Annotated in this window: 19 protein-coding genes and 1 tRNA gene; 11 read left to right on the forward strand and 9 right to left on the reverse strand. The window is 37.9% G+C overall.

Annotated features, from left to right (window positions below):
• Positions 1-25 precede the first annotated feature (25 nt).
• Positions 26-1,822: a translation elongation factor 4 gene (lepA, locus tag B0G92_RS03700; RefSeq protein WP_056067666.1), complete on the reverse strand. Its 1,797-nt coding sequence runs from the start codon at positions 1,820-1,822 to the stop codon at positions 26-28.
• Positions 1,823-2,098: 276 nt separating this feature from the next.
• Between lepA and B0G92_RS03705 the strand changes: the two genes are divergently transcribed.
• The 3 genes from B0G92_RS03705 to dusB all read left to right on the forward strand — a co-directional run bounded on the left by B0G92_RS03705 (position 2,099) and on the right by dusB (position 5,316).
• Positions 2,099-3,673 carry a L,D-transpeptidase family protein gene (locus tag B0G92_RS03705; protein ID WP_101471138.1) on the forward strand — a complete coding sequence of 525 codons (1,575 nt, stop codon included), beginning with the start codon at positions 2,099-2,101 and terminating at the stop codon, positions 3,671-3,673.
• A gap of 122 nt (positions 3,674-3,795) precedes the next feature.
• Positions 3,796-4,245 carry a response regulator gene (locus B0G92_RS03710; RefSeq protein WP_056067671.1) on the forward strand — a complete coding sequence of 150 codons (450 nt, stop codon included), beginning with the start codon at positions 3,796-3,798 and terminating at the stop codon, positions 4,243-4,245.
• 78 nt (positions 4,246-4,323) lie between these two features.
• The gene (gene dusB, locus B0G92_RS03715) at positions 4,324-5,316 is read left to right on the forward strand and encodes a tRNA dihydrouridine synthase DusB (protein WP_056067673.1); all 993 of its coding nucleotides are present in this window, start codon (positions 4,324-4,326) and stop codon (positions 5,314-5,316) included.
• A 227-nt stretch (positions 5,317-5,543) separates the two neighbouring features.
• Here the strand turns inward: dusB and B0G92_RS03720 are convergent, their stop codons facing one another.
• Positions 5,544-6,215 carry a S24 family peptidase gene (locus B0G92_RS03720; RefSeq protein ID WP_245867686.1) on the reverse strand — a complete coding sequence of 224 codons (672 nt, stop codon included), beginning with the start codon at positions 6,213-6,215 and terminating at the stop codon, positions 5,544-5,546.
• Positions 6,216-6,484: 269 nt separating this feature from the next.
• Between B0G92_RS03720 and B0G92_RS03725 the strand changes: the two genes are divergently transcribed.
• From B0G92_RS03725 to B0G92_RS03745, 5 genes are all read left to right on the forward strand, one after another.
• Positions 6,485-6,880 (forward strand): YbjN domain-containing protein, encoded by a 396-nt coding sequence (locus B0G92_RS03725; protein ID WP_056067676.1) that lies wholly within the window; start codon positions 6,485-6,487, stop codon positions 6,878-6,880.
• Positions 6,881-6,884: 4 nt separating this feature from the next.
• Positions 6,885-7,598, forward strand: a complete 714-nt coding sequence (locus tag B0G92_RS03730) for a PspA/IM30 family protein (protein ID WP_101471140.1) — start codon at positions 6,885-6,887, stop codon at positions 7,596-7,598.
• A gap of 11 nt (positions 7,599-7,609) precedes the next feature.
• Complete coding sequence (locus B0G92_RS03735; protein ID WP_101471141.1) at positions 7,610-8,263, forward strand: OB-fold-containig protein; 654 nt, start codon at positions 7,610-7,612, stop codon at positions 8,261-8,263.
• A 152-nt stretch (positions 8,264-8,415) separates the two neighbouring features.
• Entirely contained in the window at positions 8,416-10,449 is a 2,034-nt protein-coding gene (locus B0G92_RS03740; protein ID WP_369814299.1) for a flotillin family protein, read from the forward strand.
• A gap of 98 nt (positions 10,450-10,547) precedes the next feature.
• Positions 10,548-15,398 (forward strand): DNA repair ATPase, encoded by a 4,851-nt coding sequence (locus tag B0G92_RS03745; RefSeq protein ID WP_101471142.1) that lies wholly within the window; start codon positions 10,548-10,550, stop codon positions 15,396-15,398.
• 77 nt (positions 15,399-15,475) lie between these two features.
• Here the strand turns inward: B0G92_RS03745 and B0G92_RS03750 are convergent, their stop codons facing one another.
• The 3 genes from B0G92_RS03750 to rbfA form a co-directional block, all read right to left on the reverse strand.
• Positions 15,476-16,903, reverse strand: a complete 1,428-nt coding sequence (locus tag B0G92_RS03750; protein ID WP_056067684.1) for an MATE family efflux transporter — start codon at positions 16,901-16,903, stop codon at positions 15,476-15,478.
• A gap of 159 nt (positions 16,904-17,062) precedes the next feature.
• Positions 17,063-18,262 carry an ABC transporter permease gene (locus B0G92_RS03755; protein WP_101471143.1) on the reverse strand — a complete coding sequence of 400 codons (1,200 nt, stop codon included), beginning with the start codon at positions 18,260-18,262 and terminating at the stop codon, positions 17,063-17,065.
• Position 18,263: 1 nt separating this feature from the next.
• Positions 18,264-18,656 (reverse strand): 30S ribosome-binding factor RbfA, encoded by a 393-nt coding sequence (rbfA, locus tag B0G92_RS03760; RefSeq protein ID WP_056067688.1) that lies wholly within the window; start codon positions 18,654-18,656, stop codon positions 18,264-18,266.
• Positions 18,657-18,783: 127 nt separating this feature from the next.
• Here rbfA and mce point away from each other — a divergent pair, with 127 nt between their 5' ends.
• Both mce and B0G92_RS03770 read left to right on the forward strand, forming a co-directional pair.
• On the forward strand, positions 18,784-19,185 hold the full coding sequence (mce, locus tag B0G92_RS03765) for a methylmalonyl-CoA epimerase (RefSeq protein ID WP_056067690.1): 402 nt from the start codon (positions 18,784-18,786) through the stop codon (positions 19,183-19,185).
• A 131-nt stretch (positions 19,186-19,316) separates the two neighbouring features.
• A tRNA-Ile gene (locus tag B0G92_RS03770) sits at positions 19,317-19,390 on the forward strand.
• A 442-nt stretch (positions 19,391-19,832) separates the two neighbouring features.
• On the opposite strand, the gene B0G92_RS03775 is transcribed toward B0G92_RS03770, so the two are convergent.
• The 4 genes from B0G92_RS03775 to B0G92_RS03790 form a co-directional block, all read right to left on the reverse strand.
• Positions 19,833-20,114, reverse strand: a complete 282-nt coding sequence (locus B0G92_RS03775; protein ID WP_056067694.1) for a hypothetical protein — start codon at positions 20,112-20,114, stop codon at positions 19,833-19,835.
• A 165-nt stretch (positions 20,115-20,279) separates the two neighbouring features.
• A complete protein-coding gene (locus B0G92_RS03780) occupies positions 20,280-20,948 on the reverse strand; it encodes a response regulator (RefSeq protein ID WP_056067695.1) in 669 nt (222 codons plus the stop codon).
• Between the two features lie 17 nt (positions 20,949-20,965).
• Positions 20,966-22,906: a tetratricopeptide repeat-containing sensor histidine kinase gene (locus tag B0G92_RS03785; RefSeq protein ID WP_101471144.1), complete on the reverse strand. Its 1,941-nt coding sequence runs from the start codon at positions 22,904-22,906 to the stop codon at positions 20,966-20,968.
• Between the two features lie 68 nt (positions 22,907-22,974).
• Complete coding sequence (locus B0G92_RS03790; RefSeq protein ID WP_101471145.1) at positions 22,975-23,154, reverse strand: hypothetical protein; 180 nt, start codon at positions 23,152-23,154, stop codon at positions 22,975-22,977.
• A 329-nt stretch (positions 23,155-23,483) separates the two neighbouring features.
• On the opposite strand from B0G92_RS03790, the gene B0G92_RS03795 reads away from it, so the two are divergent.
• Complete coding sequence (locus B0G92_RS03795; RefSeq protein WP_101471146.1) at positions 23,484-24,371, forward strand: hypothetical protein; 888 nt, start codon at positions 23,484-23,486, stop codon at positions 24,369-24,371.
• Positions 24,372-24,781 lie beyond the last annotated feature (410 nt).

Genomic DNA, 24,781 nt, shown 5'->3' on the forward strand with positions numbered 1-24,781 from the left:
TCGAGGTTTTTCTTTATTTTTAAAACTAGTCGTTCAGTTTCAAAACCGCCATAAAAGCTTCCTGCGGAATTTCAACGTTTCCTACCTGTCTCATACGTTTTTTACCTTTTTTCTGTTTTTCCAACAGTTTTCGCTTACGGGAAATATCTCCACCATAACATTTTGCAGTAACGTCTTTTCTTAACGCTTTGATAGTTTCACGTGCAATAATTTTAGCCCCAATTGCTGCCTGGATTGGAATGTCAAATTGTTGTCTTGGAATCAACTCACGTAACTTTTCGGTCATTTTTTTACCAATATTGTAGGCGTTGTCCTCGTGGATTAAGGCAGAAAGGGCATCTACGCCTTGTGCATTCAATAAAACGTCCAGCTTGACCAGTTTCGAAGTTCTCATTCCTATTGGCGAATAATCAAAGGATGCATATCCTTTTGAGATTGTTTTCAAACGGTCATAAAAATCAAATACAATTTCAGCCAGAGGCATGTCGAATGAAAGTTCAACACGGTCTGTAGTCAGGTAAGTCTGGTTCGTAATCACACCACGCTTTTCGATACACAGCGACATTACGTTTCCAACAAAGTCTGATTTGGTAATGATGGTTGCTTTGATATATGGTTCTTCAACACGGTCCAGTTTGGATGGTTCCGGAAGGTCTGAAGGGTTGTTAACCACAATGCCTTTTTCCGGTTCCTTTTTGGTATAAGCCAGATAAGAAACGTTAGGAACGGTGGTGATTACGGTCATGTTGAATTCGCGTTCCAATCGCTCCTGTATGATTTCCATGTGCAACATTCCCAGGAATCCGCAACGGAAACCAAATCCTAATGCGGCAGAACTTTCAGGAGTAAAGACTAGGGAAGCATCATTCAGCTGCAATTTTTCCATTGAAGCCCTCAAATCTTCATAATCTTCCGTGTCAACAGGATAAATTCCGGCGAAAACCATCGGTTTCACGTCTTCAAATCCTGTAATCATATTGGTGGTAGGTGTTTTTGCATCGGTCAATGTATCACCTACTTTTACTTCTTTTGCTTCTTTGATTCCGGAAATCAGATAACCAACATCACCTGCGGAAATCATAGGTTTTGGAACCTGATTTAATTTCAACGTACCAATTTCGTCAGCAAAATATTCATTTCCGGTAGCCATGAATTTAATTTTCTGGCCTTTTTTAATTTGTCCGTTAATAATTCTAAAGATTACCTCAATACCTCGGAAAGGATTGTAGACAGAATCAAAAATCAATGCCTGCAATGGCTCTTCTGGGTCTCCTTTAGGAGGGGGAACTCTTTCAATAATTGCAGCCAGAATATTTTCCACACCAAATCCGGTTTTTCCTGAAGCATGTATGATTTCTTCCAGTTTGCATCCTAACAGGTCCACAATATCATCGCTTACTTCTTCAGGATTGGCACTTGGAAGGTCAACTTTGTTCAATACAGGAATAATTTCCAAATCGTTTTCTAAAGCCAGGTAAAGATTTGAAATGGTCTGTGCCTGTATGCTTTGTGCTGCGTCAACAATCAAAAGCGCACCTTCACAAGCCGCAATCGAACGGGAAACTTCATATGAAAAGTCCACGTGTCCCGGAGTATCAATAAGGTTCAGGATATAATCCTCACCTTTATAGTGGTATTCCATCTGGATAGCGTGGCTTTTTATCGTAATGCCTCGTTCGCGTTCAAGATCCATATTGTCAAGCAACTGGGCTTTCTCCTCGCGGGCAGATACCGTTCTTGTTGCGCTTAGCAAACGGTCGGCAAGTGTGCTTTTCCCGTGGTCAATATGTGCAATAATGCAAAAATTCCTAATATGTTTCATCTTCTTTTTATATCAATTTTATTGAGGTAATAACCTCCATCCCGGCTTTAAGGCAGGATTTTCCTTCGTTCTCCGCTTTTATTTCCTTAAAGATAAGGAATTAATCGGCAAATATAGTTTTTTAGTTTTTAAGTTAAAAGCGGATTTTTAGGGAAAAATTGGGTGCTGTTTTAGAAGAAAATCAAGACTCTTAAATCTGCGTTAAAAGGAAAATTCTTATGGAAAAATTTTAATCCGAAAAATAAATTTTCTATATTTAGTAAAAAGAATAGCCCTATGAAAAAGATAATTCCAATACTGTTACTCTGTTGCATATCTATTATTTTGGTTGCATCCTGCAAGAAGAAAGATAAAGACCTTTCAGGAGTTGATGTGCATGAAGAAGAAAACGTAATTCCTTTTGATAGTACCCAAATTGCAGGTTTCTTTACGAAATATCCTGATTTTAAAGCTTTTCAGCCGGAAATTAAGGAACTGTATAAGAAACATGATTACCATTACATTTGGTATGACCGTGGCGGACTGATTGAATTTGCAGAAGCGCTGTATGACAAGGTCAATCAGATTAAGTCAGAAGGAGTTCAGAGTCAACTGCCTTATAAGCAACAAATCAATGACATATTTTATGAGGCAAAAGAAAAAGGCGGGCCGGATTTGACTTCGGAACTGCTTATTTCATCAATGTATTTTTTCTATGCCAAGAATGTGCTGGAGGGATTAGATCCTAAAGAGAGTAAAGAAACCGGCTGGTATTTGCCTCGTGAAAAAGTTTCTTATGTTACCTATCTGGATACATTAATGAAAGACCCGAATCTTCTGAAAAAACACGATTCCGAGTTGCTGCCATTGTATTATGATTTGAAAAAAGGATTGCAAAAATATACTGAAATAGAAGAAAAAGGCGGTTGGGGTACAATTGAAATGGAAGCGGGTGTCAAGTCGCTTAAACCCGGAGACAGCTCCAAAACAATTGCGGAAGTCAGAAAAAGACTTTTTATTTCGGGCGATTTGAGTAAGGATTCCGGAAATAGCCAATACGACGATGAACTATTGCAGGCTTTGATGAGCTACAAAAAAAGAAATTCCCGTGAAATGGACAACCTGATTACGCCGGATTTGATAAAGCACCTGAATGTTCCCGTACAGGAAAGAATTAAGGCAATTGTAGTGAATATGGAGCGTTGCCGCTGGATTTCTACAGACCTAACGAAAGGAGGTGAATATATTGCGGTTAATATTCCTTCGTATAGGATGAGGTATTTTAAAGACAATAAAATGAGATTGGAATCTAATGTGGTAGTAGGAAAAGAAATGAATAAGACTATTGTCTTTAGCGGGCAGATGAGCTATCTCGTTTTTAGCCCCTACTGGAATATCCCGAAAAGCATTATCGAAAAAGAGATAAAGCCTGGAATGGCAAAAGACAAAAATTATTTGGCAAACCATAATATGGAATGGAACAATGGAAGAGTTCGCCAGAAACCGGGTAATAAAAACTCACTCGGACTCGTGAAATTCATGTTTCCTAATTCCAATAACATCTACCTCCATGACAGTCCGGCCAAAAGCCTTTTTAATAAAGAAAACAGGGCATTTAGCCATGGATGTGTTCGCGTGCAAAAAGCGAGAGATTTGGCGGTGGCCATTTTGGAAGATGATAAAAACTGGACACCCCAAAAAATAGATAAGGCAATGCATGCCGGAAAAGAAAACAGTTATACGCTCAAGAAAAAAATTCCGGTTTATATTGCTTATTTTACCGCATTCGCAGATGAAAATGGCATGATTGGTTTTTTTGATGATGTTTACAACAGAGACGCGAGGCTGGCTTCATTGCTTTATAAGTCATGAAAACAATAAAAACAGGGGCCGTACTGTAAAGTGCGGTCTTTTTTTGTTTTAAATAGGATGGGAATCAAGTTTTTTCCTAATTTTACAAGACCCAAACATTATGTCCCAACATAATACCTACTATGAAAAAACAAAATTTAGCCATTGCCCTTTTGGACGATGACCAGGAAGAGCACCTGCTTTTTAAAGAAGTAGCCGATGATTTCAGTGAAATAAAGTCAGTGCTTTCTTTTGCCAAAGGAAAAGAAATGCTGGATTATCTCGGTGGTAAAGATAAAAATGTCATTCCCGACATCCTGTTTTTAGACCTTAACATGCCCATACTCTCAGGACTGGATTGCCTTATTGAAATCCGAAAAAAAGAAGAGTATAAAAACCTTCCCATTGTTATCTATTCTACCTCTTCTTCAGAAAAAGATAAAGAAGTGACCTATCGGAATGGAGCCAATCTCTATGTCAACAAACCGATTGAGTTTTCGGATATGAAAAAAATCTTTATGGAAGTCCTGAAAATCAATTGGAAAGAACGCTCCGGAGCATTCAATTTCCAGAATTTTTTTCTCTCTGTTTAGGACTGTTCTGCTGTTGAAGAATAAGGCTTTAAAGTTTTATTAATCAAAATTTTGTAATTTTGCCGCAAAATGAAGAAGATGGTCAAGATTGGCAAAATAGAATTACCTGATTTTCCTCTGTTGTTGGCACCTATGGAAGACGTGAGCGACCCTCCGTTTCGCCGTTTGTGTAAGCTGCATGGAGCAGACCTGATGTACAGTGAATTTATTTCGTCAGAAGGTTTGATTCGTGATGCTATCAAAAGCCGTCAAAAACTGGATATTTTTGATTACGAAAGACCGGTAGGCATTCAGATTTTTGGAGGTGATGAGGAAGCAATGGCACTTTCTGCAAAAATAGTAGAAACTGTCCGTCCGGATTTGGTTGATATTAATTTTGGATGTCCTGTCAAAAAAGTGGTATGTAAAGGAGCCGGTGCCGGAGTGTTGAAAGATGTAGATTTGATGGTGCGCCTGACAAAGGCCGTGATTAAAAGCACCAGTCTTCCCGTAACGGTAAAAACAAGGTTAGGTTGGGATGAAAATTCAATCAATATTGACGAGGTTGCAGAAAGATTACAGGATGTTGGAGTACAGGCCCTGACAGTTCATGCCCGAACAAGAGCCCAGATGTATAAAGGGCATTCCGACTGGACACATATTGAGCGAATCAAAAACAATCCAAGAATTACGATGCCCATTTTTGGGAATGGAGATATCGATTCTCCGGAAAAAGCTTTGGAATATAAGAATAGGTTTGGATTGGATGGTATGATGATAGGCCGGGCTGCGATTGGATACCCTTGGATTTTTAACGAAATCAAACATTACTTTAAAACGGGTGAAAAATTACCACAGCCTACAATGGAAGATAGGGTTGAAGCGGCAAGAAATCACCTGACCTGGTCCATGGACTGGAAAGGCGAGCGTGTCGGTATTGTTGAAATGAGAAGACACTATACTAATTATTTCAAAGGCATAGCCGGATTTAAAGAATATAAGCAAAGGCTAGTAACAACAGATGATGCTGATGGTCTTTTCAAAACATTGGATGAAATCCAGGAAGTTTTTGGAGGCTATCAATTTGTATAATAAACTAATCCGAAGAGAATTCTTCGGATTTTTTTTGAATAAATTTTATTGATTATCTGATACCTTATACCCAAAAACAAACCCGAATAAGTTTATGTCTTTTTTTGCTTTGTGGCTTTGCGAACTATTTCACACAAAGACGCAGAGCCGCTAAATCCCTGCTAATAGAATATTGAGCGTTACTATCAGGTTTGAGGCTTCCCGATAGCCATTTGAATTTTGAAGGCTTAATTGTTTTTGTTTAATAATGCCAGAGCGCTTTCTAAAATTGCAACGCGCTGTTCCAAAGTATTTTCTTGCGGCAGGGTATGCTGAAAAATGTGTAAAACCTTCCAGGTTAAGAGAACATCTTCTGTGCTTACTTCAATATCCTTAAATTCTGAATTATTGGCTTTTAAAATTATCCTGCCGTTACTGAAATAGATTTTTCTAAAAAGGATGTATTCTTTTGTGGCCACAACAACAAGGCTGCCGTCAGCTAAAGGCTGCTGGATGGTTATCTTCTCGCCAACAATAATATCTTTTGGAAGAAACAGGCCCGATATGCCGGCCATGGAATTATCCGTTAATACAAAAGCGGTTTTGTTTTCAGGGCTTACTGTTGGAATTGTTAGTTGAGGGAGGTTGATTTCTTTCCTATTCGTCAGAGCTAATAAATAATCTGATTTCATTCCTTCCATCACGCAAGGTATCCCTTCTGTTTTTACTTTTTTAGGTACGGCCGGACTTGTGGTAATAGTTTCGTTGAATTTTAGCAGACGGTTTACTGTAAGTTCTTTTGTGAGCAAATCTTCAATATCAATGCTAAAATGATTAGCAATTTTTATCACAGTATCCATTTTAGGGTTACTTCTGCCTTCTTCATAAGCACCAAGCGTGGCCCTCTTTAAATCAAACATTTCAGCAAACTGTAATTGACTGAGGCCATGCACGCTTCTTATCTTTTTTATATTTTTCCCAAACATATCTGCTAAAAATTGCTAAAATTATTTGCAAATTAAAATTGTTGTTTTATATTTGCGCTAATACTTTTAGCAAATATAGTATATTTAGCAAATTAAATGAGCATAATAATTGCATTTAACAATAAAGATTTTCTGAACAAAATAGTTTTTTTGCTTGGCAATCAAATAAAAAAAAACGAGTTTTATAAAATTAAACCTGTAAAATGAAAGATTATTTTAATGTAATAAAAGGGTACTTGACTGAACTCGAGCTTGAAATAAAATATGAGAATAGCGCAGATAGTATTTTCATTGTAAGTAGCGAGCAGGAAGGTGTTGTAAATCTTATTATTTGTGTAGCCTATCCTATAGTGATATTTGAGCAGTTTCTGTTCGAAATCAAAACAGATTCGCCTTTAGTTTATAAGGCCCTGTTACAGAAAAACAGGGATATTATTCACGGTGCATTTGTTTTGGATCATACAGGTCAGAAAGTTATTTTCAGAGATTCGCTGCAATTGGAAAATTTAGATTTAAATGAATTTGGTGCTACTTTAAATTCGTTGAGCCTGTTGCTTAGCGAATATTCGGAGCAGATTATTAACTTTTCAAAAAGATAGAGACATGAAATTTCTTAGACGACTTTTAAAAATAGGGCAGGCTGAAGTGCACCATGCTATTGACAATATGGAAGACCCTATAAAAATGACAGAGCAGGGAATAAGAGATATGAAAGAGGATCTTGACAAGGCACTTGAAGCCCTGGCTCAGGTAAAGGCGATGAGTATCCGTGCCAAAAAAGAAGTGGATGAGTATGAAGATAAAGCAGAAGACTACAATGAAAAAGCGATGCTTATCTTAAAAAAGGCACAGACCGGAGGGATTGAACCAGGCGAAGCTGATAGGTTGGCGACAGAAGCACTCGTGAAAAAAGAGGAAGCCGTTGGTTTGAAAAATCAGGCTATTGCCGATAAGGAAAAATTTGACCAGAATGTATTGCAAATGGAGGCAAACGTTCAGACCATCAAGCAAAACATCAGTAAATGGGAGAATGAACTTAAAATATTGCGTTCCCGCGTGAAGGTGGCTGATGCAACCAAGAGCCTTAACAAGCAAATGGCAAAAATAGACAGCAACGGAACGATAGCGTTGTTGGAAAGGATGAAAGAAAAAGTGCATCAGGAGGAGGCATTGGCAGAAGCTTATGGTGAAATTGCCAATTCTTCAAAATCTATTGATGAAGAAATCAACAGGGTGGTGGATGTTAAAAAGTCAAAAGCCCATAATGAGTTGGAAAAACTGAAGGAACAACTTGGTATAAGTGATCCTAAAGACTAAAAAATAAATAAATGAAGGAGCTTATAGAAATTTCTTTTTCGCCGGTCAATGCTTTTTTTAGTATCATGTCTATTATCATGGTCGTGTATTGGCTGCTTGTTATCATAGCCGGTATTGATCCTGATTTGTTCAGTATTGATTTTGACTCCGCAGACATAGAGAGCAATTTTGACCATGATGTTTCAGGTAGTGAACACGCTCATGAAGGAAACGGTTTTATGAAGGTACTGGAGTATTTTAACTTCGATGAGCTTCCTCTCATGTTTATCCTTACTATTATTTTCTTTAGTATGTGGCTGGTAGGAGTGAATGTAACTTATTATCTGGGTATAGAAAGTACGCTGATTGGTTTCTTATTGCTTATACCCAACTTCATTCTGAGTCTTTTTGTAGTAAAGATTTTTAGCAAGCCACTTGGCTATGTCTACAAGCAATTGAATCACAAAGGAGAACCCGAAATAGATTTTTTGGGAAGAAGATGTAGTGTGACTTCTGCAGTTACAGAACAAAAAACAGGGCAGATAGAACTCATAGTAAATGGTGACCCAATGAAGCTTTATGCCAGAAGTAATACTGATGAGAAATTAGTAGCTGGCGACCAGGCTGTTATTGTGGGTGAAAGCAACGATAAAAAATATTATCTCATTGAAAAATTTGACTATTAACCAATACTATACTAACCATGATTGTTTTAATAATACGTCTTATTGCCAGCCTGGTTTATCTCGTAATTAACTTTATTGACTTTTTAATATAAAAATAAACACCAAAATTATAAAACACTAATACAATGCTAGGAAACTCGTTACTCATCACAATGATTGCCATAATAATAGTAGTTATAGGGCTGCTGGTATGGGTCATTTCAATGTACAAAAAAATTATCCAGGGAAAAGTAATTGTACGCACCGGTGCAGGTGGTACAAAAGTTTTCTATAATGCAGGACTTGTAGTGCCTGTGTTGCATAAAATGGAGATAATGGATATCTCGGTTAAAAAACTTGACGTAGAAAGAACAGGTGTTAACGGACTTATCTGTAAAGACAATATAAGGGCAGACATTAAGGTAACCTTTTTCATAAAAATCAATAAATCTACAGCAGATATTATTAACGTCGCTCAAACGATTGGTTGTGAGCGTGCTTCGGAAATTGACGTATTGAGAAATCTTTTTGATGCCAAATTTTCAGAAGCCTTAAAAACGGTTGGTAAAAAATTCGATTTTGTAGAACTGTACGAAGCCAGAAGTGAATTCAGGGAAGAAATCATTGCGATTATTGGTACAGACCTAAACGGTTATGTACTGGATGATTGCGCCATCGACGATTTGGAGCAAACGCCGCTTTCGCAACTGAAGGCCGATAATATTCTTGATTCTGAAGGTATTAAAAAAATTACGGAACTTACTGCTGCACAAAACATTAAAGCGAACCTGATACGCAGGGATGAGGAAAAAACCATCCGCAAGCAGGATGTTGAAGCCAAAGAAGCCATATTGGCGTTAGACCGTCAGTTAGCTGAAAAGGAAGAACAGCAAAAAAGAGAAATTGCCAATATCAAGGCTCGTGAAGAAGCCGAGATTGTAAAAGTGTCTGAAGAAGAAAGGCTTAAGGCAGAAACAGCCCGTATAAACACTACAGAAAAAGTAATGGTTGCTGAAGAAAATAAGGACAGGCTTATTATTGTTGCGGCTAAAAACAAACAGCGTACAGAAGCTGTCGAAACTGAAAGAGTAGAGAAAGACCGTGCTCTTGAGCAAACGGAAAGAGAACGTATCGTTACACTGGCTCAAATTGAAAAAGAAAAGGCGGTCGAAGTGGAACGTAAAAACATTCAGAACGTTATTCGCGACAGAGTAGTACTTGAAAAAGGAGTAGTTCAGGAACAGGAAAATATGAAAGATATTGAAGCTTTCAAAGAAGCTGACAGACAGAAAAAAGTAGCAGTTACTCTTGCTGAAAAAGAGAGTGAAGAACTTTACATCAAAAGACTGAAAGCTGCTGAGGCTGAAAAAGAAGCTGCAAAACAAAAAGCAGAAGAAATAAACATTGAAGCGGCTGCAAGAATGGCTGCCAGCGAAAAAGAAGCGGAGGCCAGAAAAATCTTAGCAGAAGCAAAAGCTAAAGAAGATGCTACATTAGGATTGTCTGAAGCTCAGGTAATGCATGCTAAAGCAGATGCAAACGAAAGACAGGGTATTGTAGATGCTGTGGTTATTGAGAAGAAGGCATTGGCTGAAGCTGCAGGTATTAAAGCTAAAGCCGAAGCCGAAAAACAATTGGGTGTGTCTGAGGCTGAGGTTATCAAAGAAAAAGCACTTGCTGAAGCTAGCGGTATCGAGGAAAAAGCCGAGGCTATGAAAAAACTTGACGGTGTTGGTAAGGACCACGAAGAGTTCAAACTTCGCCTTAATAAGGAACTGCAGGTTGACCTTGCCCATATCCATATACAGAAAGATATTGCAGATGCTCAGGCAAATGTATTGGCAGAAGCGCTTAGGTCGGCTAAGATTGATATTGTGGGTGGTGAAACCATGTTCTTTGACCAGATTGTGGGTCAGATTACCAAAGCTAAAGGTTTCGACAGACTTGTAAATGGAAGTGAAAACATTACTGAAATTAAAGAAGCCATATTAGGTAATGATAGTGAAGGTGGAGAAAATCTGTTGGAAAGAATAAAAGGTTTTGCGGATAAATATGGCATAACGTCCGAAGACATCAAGAATCTTACGGTAGCCGGATTGCTGGTCGAACTGCAAAAACGAAGCAATGACGAAGGAGAGAAAGGACTTTTCTCTAACCTGATGGACATGGCAAAAAATCTGGGCCTATCCGGTAAAAAATTAGGATAACCATTCCTTTCTGATATAGTTTCCCGTACGATAATACCGTGCGGGATACTTTTCTATTACGATTACATTTTGTAATCCAACCCTAAAATTTAAAAATCATGAGTACACTGGAAGGCGGTACATATGAAATCATACGAGGCAGGCTGGAAACGCAAAAGGACGACCTTTCCGCTCGGCTTAATAAACTTAACGAAGCAAGGAAAGAGATTTTTGGCAGTACCGAAACTAAACTTCTTGCCAATAACCGTATCATTACAGAAAATAATTGCATACCTAATGATATTGTATCCATTCATGATACCTGTATTTTTGGTTATAATGTTCACTTTGGATTGCGTACAGACATAAAGACCGAAGATGTTTTTAGTATCTATAAGTATGAAGACGGAGAGTTTAAGCAGCAAGGAATGGATATCATTTCCGATAGTGTTTTCTTAGATGATTTTTTAAATCTGTATAAATACTATCGTGATACAGAATTTAAGAAGTTTTTTATTACCGGAAATTACCTGCACATGATATTTCAGTTGAGTGACAGGATTTCAGATATAAAAACATTTAAATGGCTCATAAAAGACGATACGCTTATCTATCAGGACAACCGCAGCGACAGCGAATATCGTTTGCCGCGCCAGCATGATTTTATCTGGCAGCAAACTTCACGCGATATGCAACGTTATGGAAAACATCCGCATGTGTCTATACTTGACAAGGTTTTTGTAGAGACTGTGGGAGGAACCCTGACCATTAAAGTAGAAGATAATACCAGTTCAGGCAAAGGTGTTTATGAAGAAGATGTCTTGTATCCGGACCAGACACTGGACGATGGTAATTACCAATATGCCGATTTGGGCAATCTTATAGCCTTACAGATAAAACCGTTTCAGGAAGAAGCCCGTTTTTTTATCTACAACCACAAATTGCAGGAAGTAAAAAAAATAGACAGCCTTTCCACTTCAGCAATACTTCTTCCTGACCAGCATGGACTTATATTTTCAAACGGATATTACCTGCAAACAGGTGAATATAAGATATTTGAAAACAGCCTTCGAAACCTGTTGTTCCAGGAAAAGATAGCTTCGCCAAACGGTGAAGATTTTATGTATGTGTTTTATGAAGAACTGACAGGGCAATATGTGCTTATGTCCTATAATATTATTACCCACGAGGTAATGACACCAATTATCTGCAATGGGTTTACCATACTTGAAAATGGTGAATTATGCTATTTCAGGGCAGAAGAAGAACATACTAAAAACCATTTGGTGCAAATATGGCAGACTCCTTTTGTAAAAGGAGATGTAATGCCTACACAGTATAAAGACAGTTTTTTGTATAAAATAGGTAATAAGGACATTGTAAAAGCTATGGCAGATTGCCATTCTATTATAACACTCCTTAATAAAAATGATGATTATGAAGGTTTGTATGCAGACCTTACAAGACAGTCGCAAAATATTCTGGACACCTATTACTGGATAAACAGTAAAGAAACTTTTGAGCTGCACATACCGCTTACCGAAATTAAGAATACGGCCAATACGGCAATTGACGAGTTTGAAAAAGTAGTGCAGCTAAGGCTTAATGCAGCAAAAATTACTCAGGAAATAAAGGATAAGGCAGAATCTCTTTTTATAAAAATAAAAAGTTCTCCGCTTAATGATATTGATGTTTTTGTAGCCGACCTTGCAGGACTCCGGACTTTAAGAGGAGAAGTAATAAGCCTTCGTGAAATTCGATATGTAGAAGACGATTTTATCAATGCACTGGAAACAGAAATTATCGCCCAAACAGAGCATATTTCGCAAAACTGCCTGCAATTCCTTATGGAAGATAAGGCGCTGGTGCCGTATCATAACCGGGTAGAAGAAAAGCAGAAAGGACTAGACAAAATCACAACCGTAGCCGAAGGTAAAAAGTTGGAAGATGAAGTCAATGCAATTACTGCCGATTTGGAAATGCTTATTGAAATTGTTTCGAATCTTAAAATTGACGACACTTCAAAATCAACCCATATTATCAATACCATATCGCTGATTTTCTCCACACTTAACAGATTAAAAGCAGACATTAAGAATAAAGTCGCGGCGCTTGGAAGTAAAGAAGCCAGGGCTGATTTTGCTGCTCAAATGAAGCTGATTGACCAAAGCATGGTAAACTCGCTCGATAGAGCTGTAAATCCTGACAAAGCGGATGAACTTCTAAATAAAATATCAGTACAGCTGGAAGATGTCGAAGCCCGTTTTGCAGATTATGATGAATTTACAGGCGCCATTCTCGAAAAGAGGGAAGAAATTTATGCTGCTTTTGAAGCTAAAAAAAACAGTCTGGTTGAAGCAAGAAATAAAAAAGCAGTAGCGATACAAAAAGCAGCTGAGCGAATTCTTAAAAATATAGACATAAAGGCGCTTGCCCTCAGTTCGGTTGAAGAAATAAACGGCTATTTCGCATCTGACCTTATGGTTGCGAAACTGCGCGATTTGGCTGCTCAGCTGATTGAAATGGATGATACGGGCAAAGCCGAAACCATAGAAACACAGTTAAAAGCTTCTCGCGAAGATGCCTTGCGAAAGCTTAAAGACAAGCAAGATTTATATGAAAACGGTGAGAATATATTGCGTTTAGGCAAGCACCGGTTTGCAGTCAATAAACAGCCGTTAGACCTGACTATCGTTTATAAAGAAGGGAAGTTGAATTATCATTTAACCGGAACCGATTTTTACCAGGAACTTTCTGGCAGTGCTTTGGAATCGCTTCAAAAATACTGGTCACAAGACCTGATTTCTGAAAATGATACTATTTACAGAGGAGCTTATCTGGCCTATAAAATTTTTAAAACCTATGGTGCGGCCAGATTGTATAGCCTGACTGATGAGGAATTGGAAACAATTGTCAAAGACGAAACCCTAAAGAATTATACAGAAGGTTATATAAAAGGAGTGCATGATGCCGATGCTTTTAAAATAGTAAAAGTGCTTATAACAAAGCACAACGATTTAAAACTGCTGCGATATTCGCCAACAGTACGTGCCTTTGCACAATTTGTATGGAATAGTCTTCCTGAAGAAGACCGTAATGCAATGAATGTAAAAATAAAAGCTTCGGGCAATGTACTGGCTATTTTTCCGGAATCTACGGAGTTTGATTACATCATAAATGAGCTTAGACAAAAAGCAGAAGGCTTTTTAGAGACTACTGCAGTATCAAAAAATAGTGGTGCTGAAATTGCTGAAATTGCAAGCTACCTTTTTGATGAATTAAAAGATGGCGATGTTTTCTCTGTGAGCCATCGCGCCACGCAAATTGCTGAAAATTTTATAAAAACTCTGGAGGCCAAAAGTGCATTGATGAGTTTCAGGCATGCTGTTGAAGCCGCTGCTGATAACGAAACTTCATTGTTGCTTGCAGTCCAATGGGTGTCGTCATATTTGGCGCAAAATGAAGAAAAGCAAAATGCAGAATATCTTTATGAAGTAGTAGCCTTGTTATTGTACAGCCAAAAGTCTGATGAAAAGGTTTCTGGCATAACACCGGAAGAAACAATTATCGGATTGGTTGGAGCACATCCTTCAATTACAGATGGTGTTTTTCAGTTTCATTACCATAAGTTTATAAAACTTCTCAAAGAATATTTTGATAAGGATGTGCCTGCTTTTGAGCAATTCAGAGAAGAAAGGCATAAACTTACACAGCAACTCAAAGTCGATTTAAGGCTCCATGAATTTACGCCAAAGGTGCTTACTTCGTTTGTGCGTAATAAGCTTATAGACCAGGTATATTTGTCGTTATTTGGTGATAATCTTGCAAAACAGCTTGGTAGTGCAGGAGAAAATAAAAGAACAGACCGTTCCGGCATGCTGCTCCTGGTATCACCGCCGGGTTATGGTAAGACAACACTTATGGAATATCTGGCTAATAGATTGGGACTTATCTTTATGAAGATTAACGGACCAGCCATTGGTCATGAAATCACTTCTGTAGACCCGACTTCAGCAAGTAATTCGGCTGCAAGGGAAGAACTTAAAAAATTGAACCTTGCTTTGGAGATGGGGAACAATGTCATGCTGTATTTGGATGATATCCAGCATTGCAGCCCGGAGTTCCTGCAAAAATTTATCTCATTGGCAGACGGAACCAGAAAAATAGAAGGGGTTTATAACGGACAGCCTAAAACTTATGACATGAAATCCAAAAAGTTTTGTGTAGTAATGGCGGGTAATCCTTATACAGAAACCGGAGAGAAATTTAGAATACCGGATATGCTCGCCAACCGTGCCGATATTTATAATCTGGGTGATGTTATAGGTAATTCGGCTGAATTATTTGAGCTAAGTCTTATTGAAAATGCCATGACCTCCAATCCGATGCTGGCGCAGCTTGCTTCCAGAAATATGGACGACTTGTATCCGTTTATAAAAATGGCGCAAACAGGACAACGGGATGGGTTAGAACTTAAAGGAAACCATACTAAACAGGACATCGAAGTGTATGTTTCCGTGTTAGATAAAGTGCTTAAGATACGTGATGTAGTACTTCAGGTCAATGCGGCCTATATTGCTTCTGCCGCTATGGAAGATGCCTATAGAACTGAACCGCCATTCAAATTGCAGGGCTCTTACCGCGACATGAACAAATTGGTTGCAAAAATAGAACCGGTTATGAATGATGCTGAGGTAGCTGCGTTATTGCTGTCGCATTATCAAAATGAAACACAAACGTTAACCAATGCAGCAGAAGCAAACTTGTTGAAGTATAAAGAACTGACAAGTACTTTAAACGATACCGAAAAAGAACGTTGGGCATCGATAAAGGAGATATTCCAAAAGAATAACAAGCTTAAAGGTTTTGGTAACAAAAATGAAATGGCTCAGGTACTACAGCAAATGATGGAGTTTACCAGCTATATTGAAGGAATTAAGCAGATACTTGGAAAAAGACTTGAGGAGTAACAATCTGTAAATAGTGTTTAAAAACAAATGGCCTTCTGATGTAAGGCCATTTGTTTTTTATATCTATGTTTGAATTCTTATACTTCAATACGTTTCCATTTTCCTCTCTTGAAAAGTACATAGCCTGCAATTGTTATGGCCGTTTCAGCAATAGGTATAGCCATAAAAACACCCGTAGGCCCCATGCCTAATTTCTTAGCCAGAACATAAGCCAAAGGAATCTGGAACAGCCAGAAGCCGAAGAAATTAATCCAGGTTGGAGTCCAGGTGTCGCCTGCACCGTTAAAAGTGTTTATCAATACCATACCAATACCATAGAAAATATAGCCAAGGCTCATGATTCTGATAGCTTCTACTGCAATTTCTTTAACAACTAAATCATTCGTGAAGAAGCCGGCAATATATTCAGCTCCCAAAAGCGTAATAGCCATGATGGTTGCCATGAATATCACATTGTATTTGGCGGTCTGCATAACAGATTTCTCCGCTCTTTCAATTTGTTTTGCACCTAAATTCTGTCCCACTAATGTTGCTGCGGCATTACTTAATCCCCAGGCAGGTAAGATAAAGAACATCATGATTCTCAATGCGGTCTGATATCCGGCCGACCCGTGGTCGCCACCTGTTACAGCGACAAGATTGGCTAAAAATATCCAGCTGCAGGAAGCAATCACAAATTGCAAAACTCCCGGTGCTGCTACTTTGATAGTGTTTTGTATCAGTTTCCAATCGGGAAGGAAATAGGAAGCGGCAATTTTTAAAATGCCCTTGCCATTAAACAAATGGTATAACTGGTACAATACGCCTATAGTTCTTCCGGCCGTAGTTGCAATAGCTGCTCCCGTAAGTCCAAATGCAGGTATAGGCCCTAAACCGTTGATTAGTATAGGACAAAAAATAATATTGCAGATATTGGCAAGCCAAAGACTTTTCATGGCTATTGCAGCATTACCGGCTCCGCGGAAAATACCATTGATAAGGAAAAGCAAAACGATGCTGATGCTTCCACCCATCATAATCCTCATGAAATTAGTGCCGTGAAGAGCCGCTTCCGGTGAAGCTCCCATCAACATTAGGATTTCCGTTGCATATAATAAGCCAAGAATACTGATGACCGTATTCACGGCAACAGCTATTATAACGGCCTGCATTCCTGCTTTTGAAGCAGCAACAGGGTCTTTTTCACCAATCCTTCGGGCAACAACGGCCGTAGCCGCCATACTTAAACCGATAGCCAGGGAATAAATGACTGTGAGTACAGATTCTGTAAGTCCTACAGTTTGTATGGCAAAGCTGCTGTTTTCGAGATGTCCGACGAAATATAAGTCGACCAGTGCGAAAACAGATTCCATCATCATTTCCAATACCATTGGAATGGCTAAAAGAATAACTGCCTTACGGATGCTTCCGGAAGTATAATCGAAATCAGCTTCGCCTTTAAGCGATTGTTTTATTGTAATAAATAAACGGGATAAAAAACTTTGTTTTTGTTCTGTTTGTGTCATGATTATTTAATAAGTAGGTGAGCGTCACAAAAACGTGACGAAAAAAAATAACTAATCAAGGCGGGCCTAAAAAGGTTTAGGCCAAAACAAAAACAAACATGGTTCTAATAATTTAGACAACAAATGTATAATTATTTTTTCAAGAAGGGAGAATTTTTTTTAATCAAGCAGTTTTTTTGTGACTCTGCTCGATGCAATCAGTGAAGAGATAAACCCAAGAGAGAAAATAGTGGCCAAAACAATAATTAGATTCTCAATATTGAAAATCACAGGATAAGGCATGGAAGGTGTAACCATGACTAGCTGATAGTTTTGCTGTAACAGTACAATGATAATTCCCAATATCAGGCCGATAAGTCCTCCCGTTACCGTTAGTATGGAGCCTTGAAACAAGAAGATTTTTCGCAGGTTTTTGACTTCTACACCTAAATTGTATAAAGTGGTAAGATTACTTTTCTTGTCAATTATCAGCATGATTATGGCTCCGGCCAATGTGAAAAGTGTAAGTACAATTACCAGAGTGAAAATAAGATAAAGTGCCGTCTGTTCCGTATTCAACATCTTATATAAAGAATCGTTCAATTGTGCCCGGTTTTTGATAGTCAGCTTATGGTTAAAGATATTCTGGAGTTCTGCAGATATCGCCGATTCGTCAGCTCCGGGTTTAAATTTGAACTCAATTCCCGTCACCTGATTAGGCTTGAATTCCAATAATTCCTGTGCCAGATTCAGGTCGGCAAAAACATATTTTTCATCCAGTTCTTCACTTACGGCATATACACCAACAGGAAGCAGGGCAGTTTTATTAAAAGCCTGTTCGGCATTATTTATGGCTCCTTTACCGGGTTTTGGCACATAAACTTCCAACGGATTGCTATAGCTCAGTAACCCCAGCGAAAGTTTTTGGTGGATTCCATAACCCACAACCACTTGCGGTGTTTTTGGTTCCATCCATTCGCCCATATAAAGTTTTTTCTGTACTTTATTTACATCCGTATAACTGCTGTCTACACCTTTAAGGTAGGTCACGACTTCTTTGCCTTCATACAAAAAAAGTACACGTTCTTCAATGATGTTACTTTTGGCGGCAATTCCATCAATTTTTTGGATTTTTTGTGCCTGTTCGGGCGAGATAAGGAAAGATTTTCCTAATGTGCTTGTGATTTTAAGGTCGGGGTCAAAATCATTGGAGAAAGAAAGGCTGAAATCCTTTAATCCGCTAAAAACAGAAAGCACTACAAACAAAGCTGCCGCGCCTACAATAATTCCCAGAGAAGCAATGCCCGTAATGATATTGATGGCGCTGCTTTTGCTGAAACTTACAGTGTAACGTCGAGCTATGTAAAAAGGAAAATTCAATTTATGATTTCTTTCTTTTTTCTAACAAATCCGGATTTTCAATCGGGTTTTCCTGGCCGGTCAATGCCTTGTCTATTTTCTCAATATAATCCAGTGAGTCGTCAATAAAAAATACCAGATTAGGCACTTTTCGCAATTGAAGGCGTACTCTTTGAGAAAGGTCGTGTTTGATTAACGGTGTATTCGTTTTTATGGCAGCCAATAATTCCGGGCCTTTTTCCGGTGGGAAAATGCTAAGATATACGGTTGCAATAGATAAATCTGTAGTTACGCTAACTTTAGAAACAGAAATCACCAAATTTGGGATTCCATTTTTTCTCACTTCGCCTTGAAGGATGTCTACCAGGTCTTTTTGTAGCACACTTCCTATTTTTTTCTGTCTGTTCGTTTCCATACTGCAAAAGTACGATTAATTTTAGAGTAGCAAAAAGGTTCTGAATGACAACGATAAAGAATATCAGAGCAAACGGGATAAGTTTTTATATTTGTCGGTACATTACTATAAGATAATAAATAGAAAGATGAGAAAAATAGAACATATTGGCATTGCCGTAAAAAATTTAGAAGCATCGAACCTTCTTTTTGAAAAGCTTTTTGGAGCACCGGCCTATAAAATGGAAGAAGTGGAGAGCGAAGGTGTCAAGACCTCTTTTTTTATGAATGGTCCCAATAAAATAGAATTGCTGGAAGCAACCAATCCGGATAGTCCGATTGCCAAATTTTTAGAAAAAAAAGGAGAAGGTATCCATCATATTGCTTTTGATGTGGAAGACATTGTTGCAGAAATCAAAAGGTTACAGTCTTCCGGATTTACGGTTTTGAATGAAGTTCCTAAAAAAGGAGCCGATAATAAACTGGTGGCGTTTTTACACCCAAAAGGCACCAACGGAGTTTTAGTTGAACTGTGCCAGGAAATAAAATAAAAGTTTCAAATCGAAAGAGTTGGCAGAAAATAAATAGATGTACTATTATTTTTTTAGGAGTTTACAATCGGTTTCCTGTGAAATAATTTGCAACATATTAAATTTAGTAGTAATATTGCAACCTCTTAACTGGTCCTATAGCTCAGTTGGTTAGAGCACCTGACTCATAATCAGGTGGTCCCTGGTTCGAGCCCAGGTGGGACCACATAAAAAGCCGCCGATAGCAATTGCTGTCTGCGGCTTTTTTTTGTGATTAATTCATGAATTTTTAAAAATTATTTTTCTTTCTGAAACCAAATGAGATTCATCTTCTAATATTTTGAAAGATTTTACTCTTTCTTTAAAAATTTTCTTTTCTAACTGATTGGAATTTTGTAATTTCCATTTTTTATAATAGATCATTCATTAAAAACCCCCGTTATATTGAAAGATTTTTTTACTTCCGCATCCATAATTGTCGAGGAGGAATCAAGGATTTCTTTTCGCTTCTTAAAACTGTTTTTGATTGCAATATCAGCAGTTTGTACAGTGTTATTATTTGCCTATTTTATTAAGGCATCCGGTATTTTACAGGGAACAGAAAGCACTAGTCTGGACTTTGTACTAAAAATTGCAGATGGTTTGAGTTAAATTTAGGGAAAAGCTAATTAGGGTTGTGTTTGGCAACTTTTGACTACCAGTTGGATGTCCAGCTGTAAAGCGTATTGTATCTGTTGTACGCCACTGATTTCCTGTGCTTTTTTTAAATCGCTTTCTATAGCTTCTATAGCGCTACCCCGCGACCAGTTTTGGTTGAATGCTATTTCCCAGGCTGTATTCAGATTCTGAATTTTAAACCAAAGCTCCTTTAATAGAACAGTATGAAAAATATTTTTCTGTTCCTCGCTGGCATTAGGTAATTCCAAAATGACTAAAGCTTTGTATCCCATAGCTTACTATTGTGGTAGTTTAGATACTCAAATTTACTGCCGGTAAGGGCCATTTCCTTACGGTTTTCCGTAAAGGCATTTTTTTAGGCTTTTTTTTAGGGTTGGAAATAAAAAAACCGACAGGGCTGTGTCGGTTAGAAAATGGTAGGTTTGGGACAATAAGGGCTATATGAGTCCTAAATCTTTGGCATTACTGATAAGATGTATGGTGTTTTTTGCCTTGAAGTAAAGCTTCAGCTTGTTTATCCTTTTCTCAATACTGCTGTTGCTGGAAGGAACGTTGCCTTGTTTTTTGAATTTGGCACCTATTTCATCCTGCGTCAGGCCAATTGACAGGTATTTAATAAGCTTCAGGTCGTATTCTTCGATTTCAATAATGTTATTAGCCTGGAATATGTTGGACAGCGGAGCCGGCACATAGTTTTCTGTAGTTCCAGCCAGGGCAATTACCGCTTTTTCGAGCTCTTTTGAACCTTCACGTCCTTTCGAGACATAACCGTTAATACCGCATTCTTCGAACAGGGCTTTTATTTTATAAGAACGGTCTTCTATGGAATAGGCTATGACCTTTATTTCAGGTTGGGTTTCTTTGACACTCTTGATGAGGTCTTCGCCGGACTCCAGTACAGTATCACGATGGTCCTGCTTAAAGGAAAGGTCTGTTATGAGTAAATCATAAGGTTCGCCATCTAATAGCGCCTTTTTTACCTTTAGATAGGCTTCATCGCAATATTTTGCCTGATGAATTTCTGCGTGTGTTAGCTGGTCAAGCTGTGAAATTACAGCAGCGTGGATGCTGTCAATGTCTTCTGCAACTAAAATTTTTCTAAACATGGTAGGTGTGTTAAATTTTAAACAGGATAGCCAAAAGAAAGCTTTACTCCTCTATTTGTCTGTATGTCAAAAATAAGCGTTCCCCGAATGCTTTTTATACGGTTTTCCACATTTTGCAGACCGTTTTTTAAAATAGTTTTTCCGAAAGGCATTCCTATTCCGTTATCCGAATATTGGATCTGGATTTTTTTGTCGGTACTTGAAAAATCAATCACGGCTAATGTGGCCTGGCTATGCTTTTTCATGTTGACCATTAACTCCTGGAGCACCCTGTAGGTCACTAGTTTTTTGTTTTCGTCAATCTTCATCCAATCAATGGAGTCAATATCTTTTATTAATACGTTAAGTGATTGGTTTTGATATTCTGAAAGCATTATTTTTAACTGATTTGGGAAATTCTCACCCAATTCAATAGGGCTGTTTTCTCTTGAGATATCCCGGGTTCTTAAATAGACGCTGTCCAGCGAATGGATAAGGGCTTCTTTTTTTTCCGGTCTTTCTAAATTCTGAGTAGAGGCAAATGTCATGGCGTTATATACGTCATTGGCCAGTTCGTCGTGTACTTTTTTTGCAATCCGGGTTTCTGTATTGTAGGCTTCCTGAAACTTTTCTTTTTCGTGTCTTGACTTTAAAAGCCTGTAGAAAAGTACTCCTACAAGTACAAGAAATGATATCGTCAATAATAAAAGTTCGTTTCTTCGTTTTGCTTTTTCTGCTTTTAATTTGTTTTCTGCATTTTCTGCCTGGTATTTAAGCAAATCTTCTTCTGCCTGCTTTGAATCGTAACGAATCTTTGCAAACTGATTTTTAGCCTTTTGGCGGACAACCCTGATGCTGTCATTCAGTTTGGTATATTCTGAAAACAACCTGTCAGATTCTTGCTTGGAGTCGGCAGTTTTTGAAAGGAATTTAATAGCATCCAGTTTGTCATCAGTATTCTTTAGTTTATTGGCTAAACTATAGGCTCTTTCTGCATAGTTCCTTGCCATTTTCGGGTTCTGGTTGAGATAATACTCCGAAAGGTGCAGACAGCTAGCCAATAATCCAAATTCATCCTTAATGGAATCTTTTAGCCGCAATGACTGTAGCATATATTCATGGCCTCTTTTGTCTCCTGAGAGAAAATAAGAATACCCCAGATTGTCCATAGCTTTGGCTTTGAATTCGATGTTTGTATCTGGCCTTTTTTTGAAAACCAGCCTCCTGAGTATTTTTATAGCCTTGGCATATTCCTTCTGGTCCATGTAGATAAGGGCTATGTTATTCATCACAGCATCTTTAGAAAGAGAATCCTTTGTGATTTCATAGGCCTTGCTGTAATATTTTAAAGCATTTTCATAATTAAAGAGCTGTTTGTATGACATGCCCAGATAATTATAGACAGCCACAAGATAAGACTCTTCTCCTGAGTTTTTTAAGCAGGCAAGAGCTGCTGTAGCAGTCGTTTCGGCCCCATAATAATCAGAAGAGATTCGCTGCAGGTCGGTCATCATCAATAAGCTGTATCCTGCCCGCATGCTGTCGTTTGCTTTCAAATATTCTGTTTTCGAACGGTCGTAATACGAAAAACTGCTGTCAATGTTTATGGGTGAAAAATAGGAAGCGTAGAGATAATAATATCCTCCAAGAGCTGCTTGCTTTTTAGTATTCAGTGCCAGTTTTTTTAGCTTGCTGAGGTAATATCTGGAACTGTCTGAGTTATAGGCAAGATCGTGTTCGATTTTGGTATACAATCCTTTGTAGAGCAAAGAGTCGTTACCGGATTCCATTCCAATTTTATAAGCTTTGTTGCTAAAAACTCTTTGCCTTTCTTGTGAAAATTTACTGTCATAAGAAAGTTTTATGTAATGCTCAAGGCTGTCAGTTGCAGTACTCCCTTTTTTTACAGGCATATTTTTTCCACATGAAATGAAAATCAATGTCATGAAAAAAAGCAAAATCGGGGAGTAATGCTTCATAGAAGAATATTTCCCCGAAAATACTAAAAGTGTTTTACAAAAACTTTTTTTTATTACTGTTTTTTAGTCTATGGCCTTGGATTCAAGGGTGGTGGAGGTGGTTTTGTAGTTGTTGTCGTATTATTACCGCCACTTTCGTCAGCTTGCAAGGTCATTTTATTGGCTTCATCTGTTGTGTCATCTGCTGTACAGGAGATAAACAGGGTGCTTGAGGCTAAAATAGCCAAAGCCAGGATTAATTTTTTCATCTCTTTCGAATTAAAAAGTTTGACATAGGGGATTGCTTTCAGGTGGGTTCTGAAATCCTAATCCGTCTTTTTTTAATGGGGTGGTAGCCCTGTTTTTTGGGAAGTTCAGCGTGCCAAAACAGAAGAGTGGATCATACTTCCCGAATGGTCGTCCCATCCTGATTTAGCAACACTGAGGTAAAATCAGTTTTGTACATTTGTCCTAAATGCATGTTAGGACAGAACTGATTTCTGAGGCAAAGTAAATGTGGTTTTTGCTGGTGATAGCAAGGGAATTCCGATGATTCCGATAATTCCGATTGATTCCAATTAATTCTGATTTAATAACTATGAAAAATAATTTTGAAGAATATAAAAAGGCCATCATAACCCGATATGAAGAAGAAAAAATGGGGAAATTTGCTGATTTGCTTTTAGATCCCACTCCCGCAAATCTAAAAAGGCTATGTCTGCTAATTAGTGAAGATGAAATGAGATTTTCAGATTTGACAATCTTCCGTCATTTCTTCTCTTTTAAGTCTGATGAAGACATTGCAAAATGGATTAAGAATTTTGATACAGAAAAATTTAAACCTTTAAGCACTTTCCTGAAACTGGGAACCAATCTAAAAGATTACAGAAGTGCCAACCTCATTGCAGTTTTGGTTGATTTTAAACAGAGGCCATACACTAAGTTTCTTGACACGCATTGCGCTTTGGATATTGCAAACTCCAAAAACACTAATGCCAATAAAGAGGTTCCAAACAGAGAATATTTTGCTGAAAGGATGGCAATCTCCAAACCTGTTGAGAATGATTATCAATTGACAGTTAGGTCACCTTTGTCAAAAAGGATGCTGTTTGCCTTGGTTTCTTTTGCTGCAATTTTTTTTTTAACAATTTTCGTGAAGGATGTTTTTGATGACAAATGCATGATTTGGAAAGGAGATCATTATGAAAGAATAGATTGTGATGATAGCCGCGCTTTTGGTGAAAAAAGTTATGATAATGTAATAGCTTTAAATAAAGATATTCTGGAGAATTTTAGGAGAATAGAAATTTGCGATACGACGACTTTTTTTATTAATGACAGGCCTATGGTATGGTATATCAAACAAAATGGCAAATACGAATTTTTTTCCTATGGTGGTGCACATCCCATTACCCGGAAACCACTAAAGCCAATTACTAAACATATGGTGGAAAAGCACATCTTAAAGGTGCATGGTAAAAAATAATTTTAAGCGTCTAAAAGCGGCCTATTCATTATTTTCAATAGGATACAGGCTCTTGCATTAGCCACCTAAAAAATACTTTTTAGGTAAAGGAGGCTGTATTTCGACAAAAATGGGGTGTAATTAACAAACAGGTGGCGTCAAAAAAGTACTTATTTGTTACTCGTAGTCTTATTATTGCTACTTTTTTACTACTCATTTTAAATAAATTATAAATTTTAATGTTTTGACTTACAGAATTTTGCGTGTTTTTTTTCGACTTGAGTAGATGTGAGTAGGCGTTTTTTTTCATAATTTGATTTTCCGTCTTTTATTTGTCCTATCGCTTTACAAGAGAACCTCAGGGTTCTTAATAATTACAATTCTTCAAGTTCCCAAATCTGCTGAAGAACAATCTACAAATTCTATAAATT

The organism is Flavobacterium lindanitolerans, from assembly GCF_002846575.1.
GTDB classification, from domain to species: domain Bacteria; phylum Bacteroidota; class Bacteroidia; order Flavobacteriales; family Flavobacteriaceae; genus Flavobacterium; species Flavobacterium lindanitolerans.

Bases quoted from the DNA above. Each gene is read 5' to 3' on its own strand.
- lepA (WP_056067666.1), bottom strand. From the start codon at position 1,822: ATGAAACATATTAGGAATTTTTGCATTATTGCACATATTGACCACGGG.
- B0G92_RS03705 (WP_101471138.1), top strand. From the start codon at position 2,099: ATGAAAAAGATAATTCCAATACTGTTACTCTGTTGCATATCTATTATT.
- B0G92_RS03710 (WP_056067671.1), top strand. From the start codon at position 3,796: ATGAAAAAACAAAATTTAGCCATTGCCCTTTTGGACGATGACCAGGAA.
- dusB (WP_056067673.1), top strand. From the start codon at position 4,324: ATGGTCAAGATTGGCAAAATAGAATTACCTGATTTTCCTCTGTTGTTG.
- B0G92_RS03720 (WP_245867686.1), bottom strand. From the start codon at position 6,215: ATGTTTGATTTAAAGAGGGCCACGCTTGGTGCTTATGAAGAAGGCAGA.
- B0G92_RS03725 (WP_056067676.1), top strand. From the start codon at position 6,485: ATGAAAGATTATTTTAATGTAATAAAAGGGTACTTGACTGAACTCGAG.
- B0G92_RS03730 (WP_101471140.1), top strand. From the start codon at position 6,885: ATGAAATTTCTTAGACGACTTTTAAAAATAGGGCAGGCTGAAGTGCAC.
- B0G92_RS03735 (WP_101471141.1), top strand. From the start codon at position 7,610: ATGAAGGAGCTTATAGAAATTTCTTTTTCGCCGGTCAATGCTTTTTTT.
- B0G92_RS03740 (WP_369814299.1), top strand. From the start codon at position 8,416: ATGATTGCCATAATAATAGTAGTTATAGGGCTGCTGGTATGGGTCATT.
- B0G92_RS03745 (WP_101471142.1), top strand. From the start codon at position 10,548: ATGAGTACACTGGAAGGCGGTACATATGAAATCATACGAGGCAGGCTG.
- B0G92_RS03750 (WP_056067684.1), bottom strand. From the start codon at position 16,903: ATGACACAAACAGAACAAAAACAAAGTTTTTTATCCCGTTTATTTATT.
- rbfA (WP_056067688.1), bottom strand. From the start codon at position 18,656: ATGGAAACGAACAGACAGAAAAAAATAGGAAGTGTGCTACAAAAAGAC.
- mce (WP_056067690.1), top strand. From the start codon at position 18,784: ATGAGAAAAATAGAACATATTGGCATTGCCGTAAAAAATTTAGAAGCA.
- B0G92_RS03775 (WP_056067694.1), bottom strand. From the start codon at position 20,114: ATGGGATACAAAGCTTTAGTCATTTTGGAATTACCTAATGCCAGCGAG.
- B0G92_RS03780 (WP_056067695.1), bottom strand. From the start codon at position 20,948: ATGTTTAGAAAAATTTTAGTTGCAGAAGACATTGACAGCATCCACGCT.
- B0G92_RS03785 (WP_101471144.1), bottom strand. From the start codon at position 22,906: ATGAAGCATTACTCCCCGATTTTGCTTTTTTTCATGACATTGATTTTC.
- B0G92_RS03790 (WP_101471145.1), bottom strand. From the start codon at position 23,154: ATGAAAAAATTAATCCTGGCTTTGGCTATTTTAGCCTCAAGCACCCTG.
- B0G92_RS03795 (WP_101471146.1), top strand. From the start codon at position 23,484: ATGAAAAATAATTTTGAAGAATATAAAAAGGCCATCATAACCCGATAT.